Origin of the sequence: Bradyrhizobium sp. STM 3566 (assembly GCF_045571445.1) — a bacterium.
In the GTDB taxonomy this organism is placed as follows: domain Bacteria; phylum Pseudomonadota; class Alphaproteobacteria; order Rhizobiales; family Xanthobacteraceae; genus Bradyrhizobium; species Bradyrhizobium vignae.
Genome location: NZ_CP120692.1, coordinates 309,111 through 330,610 on the forward strand (window position 1 = coordinate 309,111; position 21,500 = coordinate 330,610).

Sequence of the window (21,500 nt, forward strand, 5' to 3'; positions counted from 1 at the left end):
TGGATTGTTCGTCGCTGCGCTCCTCGCAATGGCGACTGAGTTGACATTTTTGCCATGTCCCTGATCGGCCGCCTCATCATCATCTTCATCGGCTTCCTCGCCGCCTGCTTCGTCGGCGGCATGATCGTCGTCGTCGCGCTGCTGTTCCCGGAATTCGCAGATCTCGGCGCCGGTCCCGTCGATCAAGGTGCGATCGATATCCTGCTCGGCTTTGGCTTCATCTTCGTCTCGGGCTTCGCGCTGGTGCCAGCGGCGGTGATCGTCGCCGTCACCGAAGCGCTCTACATCCGCAGCGCGCTGGCTTACGCCGTCGGCGGCGGCCTCGTCGGGCTCGCCTGCTATCTCGGCCTTGTTCCGTTTCACGCCGACACCTTGCAGTTCGAAGGCATCGTGCGGCGTCACCTGGAGATCATGACCGGCGCCGGCATCGTCGCCGGTGTGGTCTATTGGCTGATCGCCGGCCGCAACGCCGGCGCCTGGCGCGAGCCGCCGCCTCCGCACAAGCCGCCTCCGCCGCTGCCGTCACAGTCGCGGCCGGACGGGCGGTAATTTATGTGCGTCATTCCGGGGTGATGTGAAGCATCGAACTATGGTGCGCAATTGCGCACCTGAGAATCTCGAGATTCCCCGGTGCGCAATTGTGCACCTGAGGTCTGGTCCTTCGGACCATCCCGGAATGGCGGTGGCAAAGGGTTTCCATCCTCCTTCCACTCCGCTAAACCGCGCGCCATGAACCGGACTGGACTCTTCATCGCCCTGGCGCTCTGGCTCGTGATCGGCCTTGTTTTCGGCCTCTATCCCGAGCTCGATCTCAAGCTCGCTGCGCTGTTCTTCGACCCCGCGACCAGGACGTTTCCGCTCAAGCTGAACGAATGGGCCGGCTTTGCGCGCGATGCGGCGATGTGGATCGCCTGGGCCTTCGCCCTGCCCTCGATCGTCGCGCTTGTGGTCAAGATGATCCGGCCGGACCGGCCGCTGATGGTGCCGGGGCGCACGATCATTTTCCTGCTGGTGACGTTGACCATGTCGGCCGGCATTTTGACCAACCTGACGTTCAAGAATTACTGGGGCCGTCCCCGTCCGGTGGTGGTGACCGAGTTTGCCGGCGATCAGCAATTCGTGCCTTGGTGGGATCCGCGCGGCGGCTGCGGACGCAACTGCTCGTTCTTCTCCGGCGAAGGGGCAACGGCATTCTGGACGCTCGCGCCGGCCGCACTGGCGCCGCCGGCGTGGCGGCCACTTGCCTATACCGCCGCCGTGGTGTTCGGCGCGGTAACCAGCGGGCTGCGCATGGCCTTCGGTGGCCACTTCTTCACCGACGTTTCCATCGCGGGCCTCGTGACCTTCGTCGTGATCTGGTTCGCCTACGCGCTGATTTACCGCTGGCCGCGGACGCGGTTTTCGGACGATGCGGTCGATGCCGTCTTGACCCGGCTGAACATGCCCGCCTACCGGCTCCGCCAGCGCCTGTTCGGCCGCAAGACCGGTCCCGAGCCCTCGGTTTGAGCCATTAAATGCGTGCCGAGCCTCGCGAAATTTGATATTCGCCGCCCTCGAGCCACAACATCAGCTATTTGAGACCGATTGGACGCGCCATGACCACGATCCTGAAAAGCCTGCCCAAGGGTGAGAAAGTCGGCATCGCTTTTTCGGGCGGCCTCGACACCTCTGCGGCGCTGCTCTGGATGAAGCAGAAGGGGGCGCGCTGCTACGCCTACACCGCCAATCTCGGCCAGCCCGACGAGGCCGACTACAACGAGATCCCGCGCAAGGCGATGGAGTTCGGTGCCGAGAAGGCGCGCCTCGTCGATTGCCGCACGCAGCTGGTCCACGAAGGCATCGCCGCGATCCAGTCGGGCGCCTTCCACATCTCGACCGGGGGCATCATCTATTTCAACACCACGCCGCTCGGGCGCGCCGTCACCGGCACGATGCTGGTCGCGGCGATGAAAGAGGACGGCGTCAACATCTGGGGCGACGGCTCGACCTTCAAGGGCAACGACATCGAGCGCTTCTACCGCTACGGCCTGCTCACCAATCCCGGCCTGAAGATCTACAAGCCCTGGCTCGACCAGCAGTTCATCGACGAGCTCGGCGGCCGCGCCGAGATGTCGGCGTTCATGACCGCTCAGGGCTTCGCCTACAAGATGAGTGCGGAGAAGGCGTACTCGACCGACAGCAATTTGCTTGGCGCCACCCATGAGGCGAAGGATCTCGAAAGCCTCGACAGCGGCATCAAGATCGTCAATCCGATCATGGGCGTGCCGTTCTGGCGCGATGACTGCGCGGTGAAGGCCGAGACGGTCGTGGTGCGCTTTGAGGAAGGCCAGCCGACCGCGCTGAACGGCCAGACCTTCTCCGATCTCGTCGCGCTGTTCCTCGAAGCCAATGCGATCGGCGGCCGCCACGGCCTCGGCATGAGCGACCAGATCGAGAACCGCATCATCGAGGCCAAGAGCCGCGGCATCTACGAGGCCCCCGGCATGGCGCTGCTGCACATCGCCTATGAGCGCCTTGTCACCGGCATCCACAACGAGGACACCATCGAGCAGTACCGCATCAGCGGCATGCGCCTGGGACGTCTGCTCTATCAGGGCCGCTGGTTCGACTCGCAGGCCTTGATGTTGCGCGAAACCGCGCAGCGCTGGGTCGCGCGCGCCGTCACCGGCGAGGTCACACTGGAGCTGCGCCGCGGCAACGACTATTCGATCCTCAACACCGAAAGCCCCAACCTCACCTATGCGCCGGAGCGGCTCAGCATGGAGAAGGTCGAGGACGCCGCCTTCACGCCGGCCGACCGCATCGGCCAGCTCACCATGCGCAACCTCGACATCGCCGACACCCGCACCAAGCTGAAGCTCTACAGCGACACCGGCCTGCTCTCGGGCAGCGAGGGCTCGCAGATCTTCCGGCTCGAGAGCGACAAGGGGTGAAGCTGGTGTAGCTTCATTCGTCATTGCTGAGCGAAGCGAAGCAATCCAGAATCTCTCGGCGGTGACAGTCTGGATCTCCTCGCAATGACGAGAGCCCAAAACAAAAATGGCCGGGATCGCTCCCGGCCATTTGCGTTTGTGCTTCGCCTTACCGCGGCGGCGCGGCGCCGGGCGGGGGCGGCGGCAGCGAGGCCGTGCCGCCGTTGAGCAGCGGCGTGATGCGGCGGACGGTGACGCGCCGGTTGATCCGGCTCGGTCCGTCGGTCTGCTCCTTCAGGTACTGCTTGCCGTAGCCCTGCGAGGTCAGGTTCTCGGCGGGCACGCCGAACTGCTGCGTCAACAACTCGGCCGCGGCCTGCGCACGGCGATCCGACAGCGACAGATTGTCGACGTCGTTGCCGACCGCGTCGGTGTGTCCCTCGATCAGGAACACCTCGCGCGGGTTGCGCTGGATCGCCCGGTTGAGGCCGTCGGCGATCACCTGGAGCCGGGCCACCTGGTCCGGCGGGATGGTCCACGATCCCGTCTCGAAGTTGATCGTGTTGACGTCAATGCTCGGCATCTGCATGCGAACATTGGGGCTGTAGCGGATTTCGTCGAGCGTATAGCGCCGCTCGATCCGCTGTACCGGCGGTGCCTCCATGGTCGCGTAGATCACGTCCGGCGACGCCTCCTCAGCGTCGACGATGTAGCGATCATAGGGAATGTTCACGACCGGCGGCGGCACGTCGACATAGAAGCCGCCGACCGAGCGCGGATCGCGGTAGCTGTTGTCGATGATGACGATCTCACGTCCGCCGGGGTCCCTGCGGATTCGCCGCAGCAGCGAACCGTCCGGACCGACCACCGTGATGACCTCGCTGCCATCAGGGCGAATCACGACGGTGCGGGTTTCGCCGCCCTCGTTGAAGGTGCGGATGTCGCGGGCGCCGTAACGGAAGCGGTAGAGATCGTTGCCGCGGACATACTCCTGGCCGCCGGGGTCGCGGATGATGATGCGATCCGGCTCGGTGTAGATGGTGCGTCCGCCTTCGACGACCTCCTGCCGCTGATTGCGGTAGTCGGCGATCGTCGCGCCGATCACGGCGCCAGCCACCACGCCCGCACCGATCGCGAGCGGCGTCAGGTCACGCTGCGGCGGGCGGGGCGGAGGCGGCAACGGTGCAGCGACCGTCGGCGCGGCGCGGAAGGCCGGTGCGACCGTCGGCGGCGCGTATTGCGCCCGGTTCGGCGGCGGTGCTGCGGCCGGCGTGCCGGGGACGACAGTTGGTGCTGGGGCGCCGGCGGGAGCTGCGGGGCGGGGCGGGAGATTGCCGGCCTGCGGCGGCGCAGCCGGAGTTCCGGCAGCGGGCGCGCCGGCAGGAGGCGTTCCACCCTGTTGGCCAGGGGTTGGCGTCGCGGTCGGAGCCGGGGTTGGGCCTGGGGCCGGCGTCGCCGATCCCGGACGTCCGGCCGGCGGCGTCGCGGTGCCGCTCGGGGCCGGCGTTGCCGTTGGAGCAGGCATGGCTCCGGGGGCTGGCGATCCCGCCGCCGGAGGCGCGCCGGGACGTGCGCCGGGTGGAGGCGCGCCGGGGCGGCCGGCTGGCGGTGCACCAGGCGTGCTGCCCGGAGCCGGCGTTGCGGTCGGCGCAGGGGTCGGCGTCGGCGTTGGTGTCGCCGTCGGAGCGGGCGTGGCTGCCGGCGCAGCTGCGCCGGGGCGGGCCGTGGGCGCAGCTGTCGGAGCAGGCGGGGTTGCCGTGGGCGCAGGCGTCGGCCGGGCCGACGGAGCCGCGGCGGGCGGAGGCGGAGGAGGAGGGGGTGGCGTCGGGCGAGCCGCAGGCGGCGGCGTGGTGGGTGCGTGCTGCTGCGGAGCCGCGGCCGGAGGCGGTGCCGGAGGCGTGGGCGCAGGACGTGCCGCGGGCGGCGCCGGAGGAGGCGGTGTCGGGGCGTGCTGCTGCGGGGCCGCGGCCGGAGGCGGCGCAGGTTGCTTCGGGGCGGCCGGCGGCGGTGGAGGCGGCGCAGGTTGCTTCGGGGCGGCCGGCGGCGGTGGAGGCGGCGCAGGTTGCTTCGGAGCGGCCGGCGGCGGCGGGGGCGCCGGACGGGCCGCAGGCGGAGGCGAAGGCGGTGGCGGCGCTGCCGGGCGCGGCGGTGCGGCTGTCGGCGGGGGCGCTGCGGGCGGGTGGGGCGGTGCAGCCGCGGGCGGCGGTGCCGCTGGGCGCGCGGGTGCTGCAGGTGGGGCGGCCCCGGGCGGTCCCTTCGGCGGCTGCTTCGGTTTTCCGTCAGGGCCCGTCTCTTGCGGCTGGGCCTGTGCGACCACGAGTGGCGAAGCGCTTTGCGCGTGCGATGCGGTGTTTGCCAATTGCATCGCGGTCAGAGCCGTCGTCGCAAGCAGCACGATACGAAGGTTGGTCATGGTGGTGAACTTCCCCGGAAGGTTCTTTGACGAAAGTGTTGGGATGAACAGCTACGCGTTAGGCCGCATTGTGGCGGGCGATGCGACCGCAGTCCGATTTATTTCTGCACGCAAATCACCTCACTATGGTGACGTTCATTGCGCATTCAGACGCTTCTTGCAATCGCCTCACCTGTGATGCTTCGCCTCATACGTGATCCTGCGGTGGAGCTGCGTCCGTCGCAGGATTGGGCGTCAGCGGACCGTTCGGTCCGCGTCGTGGAATCTCTTCCGGCATATGGCCGGGCAATTCATCCGGCCGCGGTGTTTCGCCGGGCTCGCGCGTCGGCGGCGTGATGTCGGGCTGTGGATTGCCCGGCGGAATTCCGGGCGGCGGCTCGGTCGGAGTGCCGGGCGTCGATGGCGGAATCTCGGGCGGTTCGATCGGCATCGGCATCATCGAGATCGTTGTCCAGAGAACGACAACGACCATGTCGCGCTGATGTTCCGCACCACATCGATTCGAAGTCTGCGTTATTCGGGCGCGTGACAGACGGCCTCGATATTGTGGCCATCAGGATCGAGCACGAAGGCGCCGTAATAATTGGCATGATAATGCGGGCGGATGCCGGGCGGGCCGTTATCGCGGCCGCCGGCCGCGATCGCCGCCTTGTAGAAGGCATCCACCGTGGCGCGGTCCTTCGCTGCGATCGCAATGTGCACCGGCTTGTTCATGGCGCCTTCCGCGCCGAACCAGAAGTCCGGCTTACCGTCGGCGCCGAAACCTGCGGCCGCAGCGTGACCGGTCTGCTCGGCCGTCACTTCCATGATCAGGCCATAGCCGAGCGGCGCCAGCGCCTTCGCATAGAACGTTTTTGCGCGCTCATAGTCGGAGACCGAGAAACCCAGATGGTCGATCATCGCAACCTCTCCTGTTCGTCCTTGTCAGCGTGACAGGAACGTATTGCTCCGTGTCTTGCGTGCGATCGTAAAGCCGCGCGCGACCATGTCGGCAATACAATCCTGCTGCCATTCGTTTCGTGACAGGTGTTCGATCACGACCGCGCGCGGCCAGAGCGATTGCGGCGCGTCGCGGAAGAAGCCGATCAGCACGCGGTCCTCGAAGCCCTCGACGTCGATCTTGAGCGAATCGACCTTTGTGACGCCGGCCTCCTCGAGAATGCGCATCAAGCGTAGCGACGGCACCTTGATGGCCTCGGCACCGGCCGAGCCGGTGACGACGTGAGTGGCGCCGAGATTGCCGCCGCCGCTCTCGATCATCAGCTCGCCGTCGCTGTCCCCCGCGGCCGCCTGCACCAGGCGCACCTGCGGCGTCTTCGACGCGGCGTGATTGAAGGAGAGCCGTCCGAAGGTCAGCGGATGCGGCTCGATCGCGACCACCTTGCCTGATGGCCCGACCTGCCGCGCCATCACCAGCGCAAAGGTGCCGACATTGGCGCCGACATCGACGAACACGCCGCCCGCAGGGGTGTGCTGGCGCAGGAAGTCGAGCTCGTCGAGATTGTAGTCGGGATTGAACAGCGCGCCGCGCTCGGTCGCGCTGCCCTGGTGATAGAAGCGGAACGAGGCGCCCTGATACTGCACGTCGAGCGGGCCGCTGCGCAGCAGATTGACCAGCCGCGACAGCCAGGGTCGGAACGCGCCGCGCATCAGCCCCGAGCGCGTCGCGAGGCGGATGATCGCAGCCTGTGCCGCATTGGGGGCAAACGCGCCGAACGGCGCGGACGAAGGGGCGTTGTCGGACGTCAAGCAGCAGGTCCTCGTTGCAGGCGGCGCATGCATAGCCGGTTTTGGCGACAACTCCAATGGGCGGGTTGTAGCCTGGATGGAGCGTTACAGCGTGTTCTCGCGCGTGGACGGACCGGTCCCGGATTGCGCTTCGCTCATCCGGGCTTCGGATCACGCTGCCTTCTTCCGCTGGTGCAGCAATCGCCCGAGCAGCTTGCGCTTGCCCTTGCGCGGAATCAGCTCGACGTCGCTGACGAGTTTTGCGCCGCCCTTGCGCCGCTCCAGCACGATCTTGCGGCTGTGGAAAGCCTCCAGCTCGGCGCGATGCGCGACGCTGACGATGGTCGCCTTCGGCAGCTCGCCGGTGATCATCTTCATCATCTTGTCCTGGCTCCGCTCGTCGAGCGCCGAGGTTGCCTCATCGAGCACGACGATATCAGGATTGTGCAGCAGCAGCCGTGCGAAGGCGAGGCGCTGTTTCTCACCGCCGGACAGCGTCTGGTCCCACGGTCCTTCCTCTTCGATCTTCCCCTTGAGATGATCGAGGCCGACCTTGTGCAGGGCTTCGCCGATCTCCTCGACGGTCCAGTGGTCGGCGGCGCCGGGATAGGCGACCGCGCGCCGCAAGGAGCCGGAGGGCACGTAAGGCCGCTGCGGCAGCATGAACAGACGCCGGTCGGCATGCAAATTCACGCTTCCGCCGCCCCATGGCCACAGGCCTGCGATGGCGCGCACCAGCGTGCTCTTGCCGGTGCCGGACTCGCCGGCGACGAGCAGCCGTTCGCCCGGGTCTATCACGACTTCGGTCTCGCCGACCACGGCGGTGCCGTCATCGAGCGTGACCGAGAGATCCTTCATCTCAAGCATGGCGTCGTTGCGCGTCTCCCCGCGCTTGATGCGGCCAAGGCCGTCGCCCTGCTCGGCGCGTTCGAGGCCGTCGAGCGACATCATCAGCGAGGCGATGCGGCGCGCGCAGGCATTCCAGTCGGCCAGCCGCGGATAATTGTCGACCAGCCAGCCGAACGCACTCTGCACGATGGTGAAGGCGGAGGCCGCCTGCATCACCTGTCCCAGCGTCATGCTGCCGTCGAGGAATTTTGGCGCGCAGAGGAGAAGCGGGACAACGGGAGCAACGAGGCTGGATCCCTGCGACACCAGCGTAGTGCGCATGTGCTGGCCGGCGAGGCGCGCCCACTGCCGCAGCACGCGGTTGAAATTGCGGTCGATGCCGTCGCGCTCCTCCTCCTCGCCGCCGAGCAGCGCGATACTTTCGCCGTTCTCGCGCACGCGCGTCAGCGTGTAGCGGAAATCAGCTTCGGCCTGGTTCTTCTCCTCGGAGACCTGCACGAAGCGCCGGCCGATCGCCACGATCGAGCCGGATGCGATCGCGGCGTACAGGATCGCGGCGATCACCAGAAAGCCGGGAATCGTGATGGACGAGCCGCCGAGCACGACGGTGAGCGCACCGCCGATGGTCCAGAGCACGACGATGAAGGTCGCAGCCGACAGCAGCGCGGACGTGACGCCGGCGAGGAAATCGACCGGAGAGTCGGTGGCAATCCGCAGATCCTCCGCGATTCGGTATTCGGGATTTTGGTGGTCGCCGCCGACGAGATTGAGCTGGTAGTAGCGCCCGTTCTTGAGCCACCTGGTCAGCACGCTCGCAGTCAGCCAGGCCCGCCAGCGCCGCTGGATGCCCATGCGCGCGAACACCTGCGCGACGGCGAGCACGATGCTGCCGATCGCGAGCGGGAAGAACACCGCCGTGAGATGGAAGACGCTCGTCGCATCGCGCTTCTCGATGGCGTCGAAGATCGCGCGATTCCAGACATTGATGCCGTATTGGAAGCCGACGGTCAGGACGATCAGCGCGCCGAGACCGATCGAGAACGGCCAGGCCAAGCGGTTGCCGTTGCGGCCCCAGAAGCCACGCGCGCTGATCCAGAACCGCGTCAGCAGATAATCCTTGCGCGCCTGCTCGGCTTCCTCGGTTGAGAGCTCGGGGTCAGGTTCGACCAGGTCGGGCGGCGGCGGTGTCACTTCATCGCCGTTCTCGCCTTTGATCTCGACAATGGGCGGCTGTTTGCCCTGTTCGCGCGTTGCGGCCGGCTTGTGCATGAGCGGACAACGCAAAGGAAATCAAACGGTTCCCCTGGGTTCCGGCTGATCACTCGGCGGCGCCGTCGCGCACGCGTCGCGGCCGTGCCGCATGGTGCAGAACGCGCGACAATTCCTCGATCGAATAGGGCTTTTGCACGAGATCGAATCCGGCAGCGCCGTCCTGTGACAGGGCCTGGCTGTAGCCGGTGGTCAGCACGACCGGCACGCCGATGCCGCGGTCGCGGATCGCCTGCGCCAGATCGAGCCCGGTCATCCCGGGCATCACCACGTCCGAGAACACGACATCGAAACGATCCGCGTCCACGGCGAGCTCGGCGAGTGCATCGGTCGCATTGTCGACCAGCGTGATGGTGTAGCCGAGTTCGGTGAGCCCATCGGCGGCGAAATTGGCGAGCTCGATATTGTCCTCGACCACCAGCACCGACATGCCGCTGCCGGCCACCGCCGGCGCAGTGTTGGGCGCCTGGCGCTGCGGCAACAGGTCCGGCGGGACGCGCGGCAGATAGAGCGAGAAGGTGCTGCCCTGCCCCACCTCGCTCGTGACAGTCACCTCGCCGCCCGATTGCCGGGTGAAGCCGAACACCTGGGACAGGCCGAGACCGGTGCCGTGGCCGACCTGCTTCGTAGTGAAGAACGGCTCGAAGATGCGCCCTATTCGCGCGGCGGGAATGCCGATGCCGGTGTCGCTGACTGTCACGCGGACGAAGCCATGCTCTGTCATGGCCGGGCTGGCCGAAAGCTGCACCGTTGCGTCCGCAACGGTCGTTGTTGCCTCGACGCTGAAAACGATCCTGCCTTTGCCCTGCATGGCATCGCGCGCGTTGGTCGCCATGTTGATCAGCGCGGTCTCGAACTGGCTGGCATCGGCATTGACAAGGCACGGCTCCGCCGGCAGCTGCATGACGATCTCGATCGCGGGACCCAGCAGCGTGGCGAGCATGTCGTGCAGCGACTGCACCCGCGCACCGACGTCGAACACCTCCGGCTTGAGGGGCTGGCGCCGTGCAAAGGCGAGCAGCTGCGAGGTCAGCTTGGCTGCGCGCGCCACTGAATCGGCGATGGCCGTGATGTAGCGCTGCCGCCGCTCCTCGGTCAGCTGCGGCCGGTTCAAAAGGTCGACCGAAGCGCGGATCACCGTCAGGAGATTGTTGAAGTCGTGGGCGACGCCTCCGGTGAGCTGTCCGAGCGCTTCCAGGCGCTGGCTGTGCTTGAGCGCCTCCTCGGCCTCGCGCCGCTTTGCAGCTTCGGCCTGAAGGTGCTGGGTGCGCCGCAAGGCGAGCGCCAGCAGCAGAAACAGCAGTGCGGTGGCGGGAATGCCGAACACCAGATGCTGGCCCATGGTGGCGAACCAGCGCGCGCGGATCGCCGAGGTCTCGAGCCCGGCGCTGACATAGATCGGATATTCGGCGACGCGCCGGTAGGCGATGCGCCGCTCGATGCCGTCCGAGGGCCATGCCACGGTGATGAGGCCGTGCTCGGGTTGAGCCACGATCTTCCGGCCTACAGGGCCGGCCGGATCGAGCCGGAGGTCGTGGTCAAGCCGGGGAAAATGCGTGAGCACCGCACCGTCGGTGCGTGCCATCGCGAAGAAGCTGCCGGGATCCGATCCAATTCTGGCGTAAAAACTCTCGAAATATTCCGGCAGGACCGAGGCCTGGATCACGCCGATGAAGCGGCCGTCGTCGGAGTCACGGCGGCGGCTCACGCCGAAGAAGCGGGCACCTTGATAGGGCGGACGCGGCGTCAGCGGCATGCCGATGAAGGTGCCGATGGTCTGGTCGACATGGGCATAGAAGTAATCGCGGTCGGCAAAGCCGAGGTCCGGCGGTGGCGAGACAAGGCTGTTGACCAGAGCTTTTCCGTGCGCATCGAAGATCCAGGCCGATTTGAGCTGCGGCAGCGAATCGGTCAGCCGCTTCAGCCGGCGATGCAGCGTCGGCTCTCGGGCGCGGATGGTATCGTCTGAAAGGCCGCGCACGACCTCGTTGAGCTCGGCAAGGCTGCGGTCGATGGTCTCGAACACCTTGAGCGCGTGCTCATGCGCGACATCGACCGTGCGCTCGATCTCCCGGTCGGCGATATCCTTGGTCGATGTGTAGGAGATCGTGGCGGCAACGGCGAACAGCGCAATCGGCAGCGCCAGGGATGCCGCCATCATCCACTGCAACAGCCTCAGCGAGTTGCGTTGCGCCCTCTGCACAGTCGCTCCGTCCCGAGTGGGAGCTTAACCGAATCTTGTGCAGGTGAGGAAGTAGCTTATGCTGGAGCGGCTGGTTGCAATCTAAAAATTTGCACGTGCAGCGGGATTGAGAAAATTCTGCTCGAATTTAAGCCAATTGCAGAACACCCCGGCCGGTCTGGGCCGGGGTGGAAGGATGACCTTCGTCTCAGATTTGCCGCTCGACCATCTTGAGCTTGAGCTCGGCGATGGCTTCGGCCGGGTTGAGGCCCTTCGGGCAGGCCTTGGCGCAGTTCATGATGGTATGGCAGCGGTAGAGCCGGAACGGATCCTCGAGATTGTCGAGCCGCTCGCCGGTGGCTTCGTCGCGCGAATCGGAGACCCAGCGGTTGGCCTGGAGCAGCGCGGCGGGCCCGAGATAGCGCTCGCTGTTCCACCAATAGCTCGGGCAGGAGGTCGAGCAGCAGGCGCAGAGGATGCACTCATAGAGGCCGTCGAGCTTTTCGCGATCCTCGTGGCTCTGGCGCCATTCCTTCTGCGGCGTCGGCGAGGTCGTCTTCAGCCAGGGCTCGACCGAGGCGTACTGCGCGTAGAAATTGGTGAGGTCGGGGACGAGGTCCTTCACCACGGGCTGGTGCGGCAGCGGGTTGATCTTGACCGCGCCTTCCTTGACGTCGTGCATCGAGCGGGTGCAGGCCAGCGTGTTCTGGCCGTCGATGTTCATGGCGCAGGAGCCGCAGACGCCTTCACGGCAGGAGCGGCGGAAGGTGAGCGACGGGTCGATGTGGTTCTTGATCCAGATCAGGCCATCGAGCACCATCGGACCGCAATCATTGGTGTCGACGTAATAGGTGTCGACGCTCGGATTTTTGCCGTCATCAGGATTCCAGCGATAGACCTTGAACTCGCGGAGCTCGGTCGCGCCCGCGGGCTTCGGCCAGGTCTTGCCGCCAGTGATCTTCGAGTTCTTCGGAAGTGCGAATTCAACCATTGCTCTAACCTTTCGTCATTCCGGGATGGTCCGAAGGACCAGACCCGGAATCTCGAGATTCCGGATTCGATGCTGCGCATCGCTCCGGAATGACGGCTACTGTTCGCTCAATACACGCGCGCCTTCGGCGGGATGTACTGTACGTCGTTGGTCATGGTGTAGTCGTGAACCGGGCGGTACTCGATCTTGACCTTGCCGGCATCGTCCAGCCAGGCCAGCGTGTGCTTCATCCAGTTCTTGTCGTCGCGTTCGGAGAAGTCCTCGCGGGCATGGGCGCCGCGGCTCTCGGTGCGGTTGGCGGCCGAGTTCATCGTCACCACGGCCTGCGAGATCAGATTATCGAACTCCAGCGTCTCGACGAGGTCCGAATTCCACACCAGCGAGCGATCGGACACGGCGATGTCGGTGATGCCGCTGTGGACCTTCGCGATGAGGTTCTGGCCTTCGTTCAGCACTTCGCCGGTGCGGAACACCGCGCAATTGTTCTGCATCACGTGCTGCATGCCCTCGCGCAGCTTCGCGGTCGGGGTGCCGCCGGAGGCGTAGCGGTAATGGTCGAGACGGCTGACCGCCATCTCGGCCGAGTTCGCCGGCAATTCGGGCTGCTTGGCATTGGGCGTGAGCTTCTCGGCCAGGCGGAGCGCTGCGGCACGGCCGAACACGACGAGGTCGATCAGCGAGTTGGAGCCGAGGCGGTTGGCGCCGTGCACGGAGACGCAGGCGGCCTCGCCGATCGCCATCAGGCCGGGGATCACCGCGTTGTCGTCGCCGTCCTTCTTGGTCAGCACTTCGCCGTGATAGTTGGTGGGGATGCCGCCCATATTGTAGTGCACGGTCGGCACGATCGGGATCGGCTCGCGCGTCACGTCGACATTGGCGAAGATTTTTGCGGATTCGGAGATGCCCGGCAGGCGCTCGGAGAGCACCGCGGGATCGAGATGGTCGAGGTGAAGGAAGATGTGGTCCTTCTTCTTGCCGACGCCGCGGCCTTCGCGGATCTCGATGGTCATCGCGCGCGAAACGACGTCGCGCGAGGCGAGGTCCTTGGCCGACGGCGCGTAACGCTCCATGAAGCGCTCGCCCTCGGAATTGACGAGATAACCGCCTTCGCCGCGGGCGCCCTCGGTGACGAGACAGCCCGAGCCGTAGATGCCGGTCGGGTGGAACTGGACGAACTCCATGTCCTGGAGCGGCAGGCCGGCGCGCAGCACCATGCCGCCGCCGTCGCCGGTGCAGGTGTGCGCCGAGGTGCAGGAGGCGTAGGCGCGGCCGTAGCCGCCGGTGGCGAGAATCACGGTCTGGGCACGGAAGCGATGCAGCGTTCCGTCATCGAGCTTGAGCGCGATGACGCCGCGGCAGGTGCCCTGGTCGTCCATGATCAGGTCGATGGCGAAGAACTCGATGAAGAACTCGGCCGCGTGACGCAGCGACTGGCCATACATCGTGTGCAGCATGGCGTGGCCGGTGCGGTCGGCGGCGGCGCAGGTGCGCTGCGCCTGACCCTTGCCGTAGTCCATGGTCATGCCGCCGAACGGACGCTGATAGATCTTGCCGTCCTCGGTGCGCGAGAACGGCACGCCCCAATGCTCGAGCTCGTAGACCGCGTCGGGCGCGTTGCGCACCATGTATTCGATCGCGTCCTGGTCGCCCAGCCAGTCCGACCCTTTCACGGTATCGTACATATGCCAGCGCCAGTCGTCCTTGTGCATGTTGCCGAGCGAAGCAGAGATGCCGCCCTGCGCCGCGACCGTGTGCGAGCGGGTCGGAAACACCTTGGTGATGCAGGCGGTGCGGAGGCCCGCCTCGCTGCAGCCGACCACCGCGCGCAGGCCCGCGCCGCCGGCGCCGACTACGACGACGTCATAGGTGTGATCTTCGATCGGGTAGGCTTTGCCGTAGGTGGCGGGAGCGCCGTTGCCCTTGCCATTCGTCTCGTTGGCCATGGGTTACACTCCGGATGACAGTTGGAGAATCGCGTAGATCGAGGCGAGCGCGACCGCGATCGAGAAGAAGTTGTTGAGTATGATCGCGGTGAGCTTCAGCTTCTCGTTGTGGACGTAGTCCTCGATCACGACCTGCATGCCGATCTTCATGTGCCAGGCGCTGGCGATGATGAAGAGCACCATGATGATGGCGACCGGCAGCGAGCCGAGGATCTGCTTGGCGCCGGCCTGGTTGCGGCCGAGCAGCATCATGATGATCACCAGCACCGGGATCATCAGCAGCGTCATCGCCACCCCCGTGAGGCGCTGCCGCCAGAAATCGGATGTGCCGGAATGCGCCGCGCCGAGATTGCGGACGCGGCCGAGCGGGGTGCGCATGCTGCGCTTGGGCGTATCGGTCGCGCTCATCGTCCGCCTCCGATTGCATAGGCGATGATCCAGATCAGCACCGTCAGGGCGATGCCGCCGATCGCTGCGCCCCAGGTCAGGGCCTCGCGCTCATTGGCCTTGAAGCCGTAGCCGAGGTCCCAGACGAAGTGCCGAATGCCGCTCAACATATGGTGCATCAGCGCCCAGGTGTAGCCGAACACGATCAGTCGGCCGATGATGCTGCCGGTGAAGGCCTGGACATGGGCATAGGCGGCGGGGCCGGAGGCCGCCGCGATCAGCCACCAGGCGAGCAGCAGGGTTCCGACGTAAAGGGCGATACCGGTGGCGCGGTGGACGATGGATAGGGCCATCGTCAGCGTCCAGCGGTAGACTTGCATGTGTGGTGAAAGCGGTCGTTCGATCCGTGCGGTCATGGGCTTTGATGTTGTATGGCGGCCCTTGAGGGCGCGCGCGGGGATCGCGAGAGGTCGGCTCTATTTACGGAGTCGATTCCGCCTGCGCAATCACCAAATCGCCATAAATCGAACGAGGGTTCAGCTCTACAGCCTTGATGAAACAAGACCAATCAGGGGCTTGGTATACCAGAGCCTCTGTCCGCCAACAAAGAACCGAACATTCATTCATGTCTTTCCAAAGCGCCGAGGCGCGTTGAAATTGCTATTGGAACACCTCCAAACGGACCATGCCGTCTAACCCAGCCGGAGCTCAGCCAAAACGCCGGCAGCGCGCCTCGGCCGGGCGCCAATCTGCTGAGCTTTGATCGCATTCGGGTCTGGTCCGGATATGCGCACCCTGCATTCCACCCCAGCCGGCCGACGTTGCGTGTCGACCGTGGGAATCAGATCGCCTAAACCACCGCAGATGGCTCTCCGAACGTGCGTGGCGGAGAAGTTGCGACCAAGTCGCCGGGGGCAAGTCAGGGGTGGTTGCAGGTCTTGATATCAAGGAGATCGTCGAGCTCGCGCTGCTGCTGATCGCAACCGGCGCGCTCTCGGGATTTCTGGCCGGCGTGTTCGGCATCGGCGGCGGCGCGATCCTCGTGCCGGTGTTCTACGAATGCTTCCGCATCGAGCGGTGTGCCGCTGGAGGTGCGGATGCCGCTGTGCGTCGGCACCTCGCTCGCGGTGATCATCCCGACCTCGATCCGATCGTTCCAGGCGCACTACAAGCGCGGTGCGGTCGACATGGCGATCCTGCGCGTCTGGTGGGTGCCGATCCTGATCGGCGTCATCGCCGGCAGCGTGGTCGCGCGCGTCGCGCCGGAGCGGCTGTTCAAGATCGTGTTCGTCGGCGTCGCCTTGTCGGCGGCGGCCCGTCTCGTCTTCGCGCGCGAAGGCTGGAAGTTCGGCGACGACCTGCCGAAGGGGCCATTGATGCGCGTCTACGGCTTCTGCGTCGGCATTCTCTCGACGCTGATGGGCATCGGCGGCGGTCTGTTCTCGAACCTCCTGATGACCTTCTACAGCCGTCCCATTCATCAGGCGGTGGCGACCTCGTCGGCGCTCGCGGTGCTGATTTCGATTCCCGGCGCGCTCGGCTATGTCTACGCTGGCTGGCCCGCCGCGGCGAGCTATCCGACCGTCGCCGCGCTGCAGGTGCCGTTCGCGCTCGGCTACGTCTCGCTGATCGGCGCCGTGCTGGTGATGCCAATGAGCCTCGTCACCGCGCCGCTGGGTGTGAAGGCCGCGCACGCGATGTCGAAGCGCATGCTGGAAGTCGCGTTCGGCTGCTATCTGTTCATTGTGGGTAGCAGGTTCGTGCTGAGCTTGCTGGGCGGGCAGTAGCCGCCGCACCCACCGTCATTGCGAGCGCAGCGAAGCAATGCAGAATCTTTCCGCAGAGGCAGCCTGGATTGCTTCGTCGCAAGAGCTCCTCGCAATGACGAGACGAGAGGGCGCTCCTTATTTCTTCGCGTAAATATCCTTGTACGTCTCGCGCAAAATGTTCTTTTGCACCTTGCCCATGGTGTTGCGCGGCAGCTCGTCGACCACGAAGACGCGCTTGGGCATCTTGAACTTGGCGAGGCGGCCGTCGAGCGCCTTGAGCACCGAGGCTTCGCTGACATCGGCGCCCTTGTTGCAGACCAGCACCGCGGTGACGCCCTCGCCGAAATCGGCATGCGGCACGCCGATCACGGCCGACTCGACCACGCCGGGCATGGCGTCGATCTCGCTCTCGATCTCCTTGGGGTACACGTTGAAGCCGCCGGAGATCACGAGATCCTTGCCGCGGCCCAGGATGTGCACGTAACCCTTCGCATCGACCTTGCCGAGGTCGCCGGTGATGAAGAACCCGTCGGGCCGGAATTCGGCCTTGGTCTTCTCCGGCATCCGCCAGTAGCCCTTGAATACGTTCGGGCCCTTCACCTCGATCATGCCGATCTCTTCGCGCGGCAGCTCTTTGCCCGTCTCGGGATCGGTCACACGCAGGGAGACACCGGGCAGCGGGAACCCGACCGCGCCGGGCACGCGCTCACCGTCATAGGGGTTCGACGTGTTCATGTTGGTCTCGGTCATGCCGTAGCGCTCGAGCACGGCATGGCCCGTGCGCGCCGACCATTCGCGATGGGTCTCGGCCAGCAGCGGCGCCGAGCCCGAGATGAACAGCCGCATGTGTTTCGTGGTCTCGCGCGACAGCGCGGGATTTTGCAGCAGGCGCGTATAGAAGGTCGGCACGCCCATCAGCACCGTCGCGCGCGCCATCAGCTTGATGATCAAATCAGGGTCGAGCTTCGGCAGGAAGATCATCGAGGCGCGGGCGAACAGGGTCACATTGGTCGCCACGAACAGGCCGTGCGTATGGTAGATCGGCAGCGCGTGGATCAAGACGTCCTTGTCGGTGAAGCGCCAGTAGTCGACGAGCGAGAGCGAGTTCGACGCCAGATTATCGTGGGTCAGCATCGCGCCCTTGGATCGGCCGGTTGTGCCTGACGTGTAGAGAATCGCGGCGAGATCGTCGCTCGCGCGCGGCACCGTCGTGAATTCGCTGCCTGCCTTGTCGGCAGCCTCCGTCAGCGAGCCCTTGCCGTCAGGCCCGAGCGTCTCGACCTTGGCCTTCACCTTGGCGGCGATCGGGCCGAGCCCTTCCGCCTTGGAGGGATCGCAGACCACCAGCGACGGTTCGGCATCGCCGATGAAGTAGTCGAGCTCGTTCAGCGTGTAGGCCGTGTTGAGCGGCAGATAGACTGCACCGGCGCGCACCGTGCCGAGATACAGCACGATGTTGGCCACGGATTTCTCCACCTGCACCGCGACGCGATCGCCGGGCTTCACGCCGCGGGCGACCAGCACGTTCGCCATTTGCCCGGCGCGCGCGATCAGGTCGCCATAGCTGATATGGGCGCCGTCATGCGTCTCGATCGCAAGGCGTTTCGGATCGTCCAGGCCGTCGAACAGGCGGGAAAACAGGTTGGCGTTGGCAGCTTGGTTCATGCAACATTCCTCGCCGGCGGAGGCCGGTCAAAAATCGAGGGCTGGATTAGCAAAAACCGCCCCGATGAAGCAACGGAGACAGTTTGCATGTCAAAAAACGGGAAACGCGTGGCCTGGGTCACCGGAGGCGGCAGCGGGATCGGGGAGGCCGGCGCAGAGGCGCTCGCGGCTGACGGCTGGACGGTGGTGGTGTCCGGGCGACGCAAGGACGCCCTGGATACCGTAGTTGTCAAGATCAGTAACGCGGGCGGAGCGGCTGAGGCCATTGCACTCGACGTGTCCGACGCCGTGGAGGCCCAGAAGGCAGCCGATCAGATCGTCGCCAGGCACGGCCGCATCGACCTGCTCGTCAACAATGCCGGCATCAATGTTCCCAAGCGCAGCTGGAAGGACATGGAACTGGAGGGCTGGGACAAGCTGGTCCAGGTCAATCTCAACGGCGTGCTCTATTGCATGCGCGCGGTGCTGCCGACGATGCGCAAGCAGCAGGACGGCTCGATCATCAACGTCTCGTCCTGGGCCGGCCGCCACGTCTCCAAGATGCCGGGCCCGGCCTACACCACGACCAAGCATGCGGTGCTGGCGCTGACCCATTCCTTCAACATGGACGAATGCGTCAATGGGCTTCGCGCCTGCTGCCTGATGCCGGGCGAGGTGGCGACGCCGATCCTGAAGCTGCGCCCGGTGGTGCCAAGCGAGGAAGAGCAGGCCACGATGCTGCAACCGGAAGACCTCGGCCGCACCATCGCCTTCATCGCCTCGATGCCGCCGCGCGTCTGCATCAACGAGCTCCTGATCAGCCCCACGCATAATCGCGGCTTCATCCAGACGCCGAACAACAGGGATTAGCCAAGGTCGCGCGACCTCGTCATTGCGAGCGAAGCGAAGCAATCCAGGCATAGATCCGCGGAGACAGTCTGGATTGCTTCGCCGCTTCGCTCCTCGCAATGACGCCTGAGCCACCACACGAACATCTCCCCACATAGTTTCACGCATCACAAAGAATTTTTCCTCGAAACCGTATCGCAGACCCTCCCGTAGTTCGGTCCAACGACGGCACTGCTGCATCACTTCACACGGCCGCAGCCGCCGTTGTTGCCCAACTCAAACACCGGCCATCGCCGGCCTCTATTCAATCGGGAGACTTTCCATGTCGAAGCGCATTGCCTATCTCGCTGCCGCCGCCTTCAGCGCCATCGCCGTCACCGCGACCGTCGTCGCGCCGGTGCGCGCCGAGGAGAAGACCGTCATGGTCGGTGGCGCCGCGATGTTCCCGTCCAAGAACATCGTGCAGAACGCAGTCAATTCCAAGGACCACACCACGCTGGTGGCGGCGGTGAAGGCGGCGGGCCTGGTGCCGACGCTGGAAAGCAAGGGACCATTCACGGTGTTCGCGCCGACCAACGCCGCCTTCGGCAAGCTGCCGGCCGGCACCGTCGACAATCTGGTCAAGCCCGAGAACAAGGCGACGCTGACCAAGATCCTCACCTACCACGTCGTGCCCGGCAAGCTCGAGGCCTCCGACCTCACCGACGGCAAGAAGCTGAAGACCACGGAGGGCGAGGAACTGACGGTCAAGAAGATGGACGGCAAGACCTGGATCGTCGATGCCAAGGGCGGCACCTCCATGGTGACGATCTCCAACGTCAACCAGTCGAACGGCGTCATCCATGTGATCGACACCGTGCTGATGCCGGCGACGTAACACCGCGCGCCCCTGTTTCATCCCCCGAACAGGACGCTTTGAGACGGCGAGCCGGGGGTGCCCGGCTCGCTTTTTTGTGACCGCCATAGCCTCGCGGCATCGATTCCATGACGCGAGAGGCGTAACGAAAGCGGACGCAGCGGCGTATAATTATCGTTAGACGATCGCCAGGACGGAACCATCATGTCGAGCCTCACAGTCACTGACGAGCAGGTCAGCGCCACCCCGGCCAAAGTGATCCAGCCGGCCTGGGTCCGGGTCATGCACTGGATCAATGCCCTCGCCATGATCCTGATGATTCTGTCGGGCTGGCAGATCTACAATGCCTCGCCGCTGTTCGGCTTCAGCTTCCCGCGCGAGTACACGCTCGGTGGCTGGCTCGGCGGCGGCCTGCTCTGGCATTTTGCGGCGATGTGGCTGTTGATGATCAACGGCCTTGCTTATCTCATCACCGGTTTTGCCACCGGACGCTTCCGGAAAAAACTGCTGCCGATCACGCCATCCGGCGTGCTTCACGACGTCAGGGCGGCTCTGACCTTCAAGCTCGGTCATGACGATCTCACCGTCTACAATTACGTGCAGCGCCTGCTCTATGCCGGCATCATCGTGGTCGGCGTGCTGATCGTGCTCTCCGGCCTCGGCATGTGGAAGCCGGTGCAGCTGTATTACCTCGTGATGCTGTTCGGCGACTATCCTACCGCGCGCTATGTGCATTTCTTCTGCATGGCCGCGATCTGCGCGTTCCTCGTCATCCACGTCCTGCTCGCGCTGCTGGTGCCGAAGAGCCTGCGCGCGATGATCATCGGGCGCTGATTAGGAGAGTTGTGATGGCCAAACGTTCATTCCTGATCCCCGGCGTCGACAAGCGGCTCCTGATCAAGGACTCCCTCAAGACGATGCCGGATCTCACCCGCCGCCGCTTCATCGCGGGCGGCGCCAGCCTCGGCGCGCTGACGCTGCTCACCGGCTGCGACGTCGTCGACTCCTCCTCGGCCGAGGAGATGCTGAAGCAGGTGTCGAAGTTCAACGACGCCGTGCAGTCCTTCATTTTCAATCCCGATGCGTTGGCGCCGACCTTCCCGGAGAGCGCGATCACGAAGCCGTTCCCGTTCAACGCCTATTACGATCTCGACGATGCCCCGGATGTCGACGGCAAGGACTGGAAGCTCGAAGTGCGCGGTCTCGTCGACAACAAGAAGTCCTGGACGCTGGACGAGCTCTATCAATTGCCGCAGGTCACCCAGATCACCCGCCACATCTGCGTCGAGGGCTGGAGCGCGATCGGCAGCTGGACCGGCACGCCCTTGCGCGATTTCCTCAAGCTGATCGGCGCGGACACGCGCGCGAAATATGTCTGGTTCCAGTGTGCCGACAAGGACGGCTACAACTCGCCGCTCGACATGCGCAGCGCGCTGCATCCGCAGACGCAGATGACGTTCAAATACGCGAACGAGATTTTGCCCCGCGCCTACGGCTTCCCGATGAAGATCCGCGTGCCGACAAAGCTCGGCTTCAAGAACCCGAAATACGTGGTCTCGATGGAAGTCACCAACGACTACAAAGGCGGTTACTGGGAAGACCAGGGGTACAATTCGTTCAGCGGGAGCTAGCTCCGCTGCAGGGTGGGCAAAGCGCAAGCGTGCCCACCATTCCATCCATGATGAAGGAGATGGTGGGCACGGCGCTT

General features: G+C 65.2%; 18 protein-coding genes and 1 pseudogene. 8 read left to right on the forward strand and 11 right to left on the reverse strand.

Annotated elements, in window-relative coordinates; all coding sequences use genetic code 11:
* The first annotated feature begins 54 nt into the window (after positions 1 to 54).
* The 3 genes from P6U27_RS01465 to argG all read left to right on the forward strand — a co-directional run bounded on the left by P6U27_RS01465 (position 55) and on the right by argG (position 2,933).
* Positions 55 to 549: a hypothetical protein gene (locus P6U27_RS01465; protein ID WP_122406318.1), complete on the forward strand. Its 495-nt coding sequence runs from the start codon at positions 55 to 57 to the stop codon at positions 547 to 549.
* 180 nt (positions 550 to 729) lie between these two features.
* A complete protein-coding gene (locus tag P6U27_RS01470) occupies positions 730 to 1,506 on the forward strand; it encodes a phosphatase PAP2 family protein (protein WP_129145052.1) in 777 nt (258 codons plus the stop codon).
* Between the two features lie 89 nt (positions 1,507 to 1,595).
* On the forward strand, positions 1,596 to 2,933 hold the full coding sequence (gene argG, locus P6U27_RS01475) for an argininosuccinate synthase (RefSeq protein WP_407193587.1): 1,338 nt from the start codon (positions 1,596 to 1,598) through the stop codon (positions 2,931 to 2,933).
* 148 nt (positions 2,934 to 3,081) lie between these two features.
* Here the strand turns inward: argG and P6U27_RS01480 are convergent, their stop codons facing one another.
* The 10 genes from P6U27_RS01480 to sdhC form a co-directional block, all read right to left on the reverse strand.
* On the reverse strand, positions 3,082 to 5,325 hold the full coding sequence (locus P6U27_RS01480) for an OmpA family protein (RefSeq protein ID WP_209294909.1): 2,244 nt from the start codon (positions 5,323 to 5,325) through the stop codon (positions 3,082 to 3,084).
* Between the two features lie 187 nt (positions 5,326 to 5,512).
* A complete protein-coding gene (locus P6U27_RS01485) occupies positions 5,513 to 5,755 on the reverse strand; it encodes a hypothetical protein (RefSeq protein WP_162500532.1) in 243 nt (80 codons plus the stop codon).
* An 83-nt stretch (positions 5,756 to 5,838) separates the two neighbouring features.
* Positions 5,839 to 6,225: a VOC family protein gene (locus tag P6U27_RS01490; RefSeq protein ID WP_122400350.1), complete on the reverse strand. Its 387-nt coding sequence runs from the start codon at positions 6,223 to 6,225 to the stop codon at positions 5,839 to 5,841.
* Between the two features lie 24 nt (positions 6,226 to 6,249).
* Positions 6,250 to 7,074 carry an FkbM family methyltransferase gene (locus P6U27_RS01495; protein ID WP_162500060.1) on the reverse strand — a complete coding sequence of 275 codons (825 nt, stop codon included), beginning with the start codon at positions 7,072 to 7,074 and terminating at the stop codon, positions 6,250 to 6,252.
* 150 nt (positions 7,075 to 7,224) lie between these two features.
* The gene (locus tag P6U27_RS01500; protein WP_122400352.1) at positions 7,225 to 9,171 is read right to left on the reverse strand and encodes an ABC transporter ATP-binding protein/permease; all 1,947 of its coding nucleotides are present in this window, start codon (positions 9,169 to 9,171) and stop codon (positions 7,225 to 7,227) included.
* A gap of 49 nt (positions 9,172 to 9,220) precedes the next feature.
* On the reverse strand, positions 9,221 to 11,374 hold the full coding sequence (locus tag P6U27_RS01505) for a hybrid sensor histidine kinase/response regulator (RefSeq protein WP_129145055.1): 2,154 nt from the start codon (positions 11,372 to 11,374) through the stop codon (positions 9,221 to 9,223).
* Positions 11,375 to 11,561: 187 nt separating this feature from the next.
* Positions 11,562 to 12,344 (reverse strand): succinate dehydrogenase iron-sulfur subunit, encoded by a 783-nt coding sequence (locus tag P6U27_RS01510; RefSeq protein ID WP_122400354.1) that lies wholly within the window; start codon positions 12,342 to 12,344, stop codon positions 11,562 to 11,564.
* Between the two features lie 107 nt (positions 12,345 to 12,451).
* Entirely contained in the window at positions 12,452 to 14,287 is a 1,836-nt protein-coding gene (sdhA, locus tag P6U27_RS01515) for a succinate dehydrogenase flavoprotein subunit (protein ID WP_407193588.1), read from the reverse strand.
* Between the two features lie 3 nt (positions 14,288 to 14,290).
* Positions 14,291 to 14,695 carry a succinate dehydrogenase, hydrophobic membrane anchor protein gene (sdhD, locus tag P6U27_RS01520; protein ID WP_122400356.1) on the reverse strand — a complete coding sequence of 135 codons (405 nt, stop codon included), beginning with the start codon at positions 14,693 to 14,695 and terminating at the stop codon, positions 14,291 to 14,293.
* Positions 14,692 to 15,090 carry a succinate dehydrogenase, cytochrome b556 subunit gene (gene sdhC / locus P6U27_RS01525; protein ID WP_027561807.1) on the reverse strand — a complete coding sequence of 133 codons (399 nt, stop codon included), beginning with the start codon at positions 15,088 to 15,090 and terminating at the stop codon, positions 14,692 to 14,694. The genes sdhD and sdhC overlap by 4 nt, the downstream gene beginning before the upstream one ends.
* 509 nt (positions 15,091 to 15,599) lie before the next feature.
* Between sdhC and P6U27_RS01530 the strand changes: the two are divergent.
* Positions 15,600 to 16,461, forward strand: a pseudogene (locus tag P6U27_RS01530) (sulfite exporter TauE/SafE family protein).
* Between the two features lie 117 nt (positions 16,462 to 16,578).
* Here the strand turns inward: P6U27_RS01530 and P6U27_RS01535 are convergent.
* Positions 16,579 to 18,108 carry a malonyl-CoA synthase gene (locus tag P6U27_RS01535; protein WP_129145057.1) on the reverse strand — a complete coding sequence of 510 codons (1,530 nt, stop codon included), beginning with the start codon at positions 18,106 to 18,108 and terminating at the stop codon, positions 16,579 to 16,581.
* Between the two features lie 87 nt (positions 18,109 to 18,195).
* Here P6U27_RS01535 and P6U27_RS01540 point away from each other — a divergent pair, with 87 nt between their 5' ends.
* The 4 genes from P6U27_RS01540 to P6U27_RS01555 all read left to right on the forward strand — a co-directional run bounded on the left by P6U27_RS01540 (position 18,196) and on the right by P6U27_RS01555 (position 21,423).
* Entirely contained in the window at positions 18,196 to 18,957 is a 762-nt protein-coding gene (locus P6U27_RS01540) for an SDR family oxidoreductase (protein ID WP_129145058.1), read from the forward strand.
* Positions 18,958 to 19,258: 301 nt separating this feature from the next.
* Positions 19,259 to 19,813, forward strand: a complete 555-nt coding sequence (locus P6U27_RS01545; protein ID WP_407193589.1) for a fasciclin domain-containing protein — start codon at positions 19,259 to 19,261, stop codon at positions 19,811 to 19,813.
* Between the two features lie 183 nt (positions 19,814 to 19,996).
* Complete coding sequence (locus P6U27_RS01550; protein ID WP_129145060.1) at positions 19,997 to 20,626, forward strand: cytochrome b/b6 domain-containing protein; 630 nt, start codon at positions 19,997 to 19,999, stop codon at positions 20,624 to 20,626.
* Positions 20,627 to 20,640: 14 nt separating this feature from the next.
* Positions 20,641 to 21,423: a molybdopterin-binding protein gene (locus P6U27_RS01555; protein WP_122400362.1), complete on the forward strand. Its 783-nt coding sequence runs from the start codon at positions 20,641 to 20,643 to the stop codon at positions 21,421 to 21,423.
* Positions 21,424 to 21,500 lie beyond the last annotated feature (77 nt).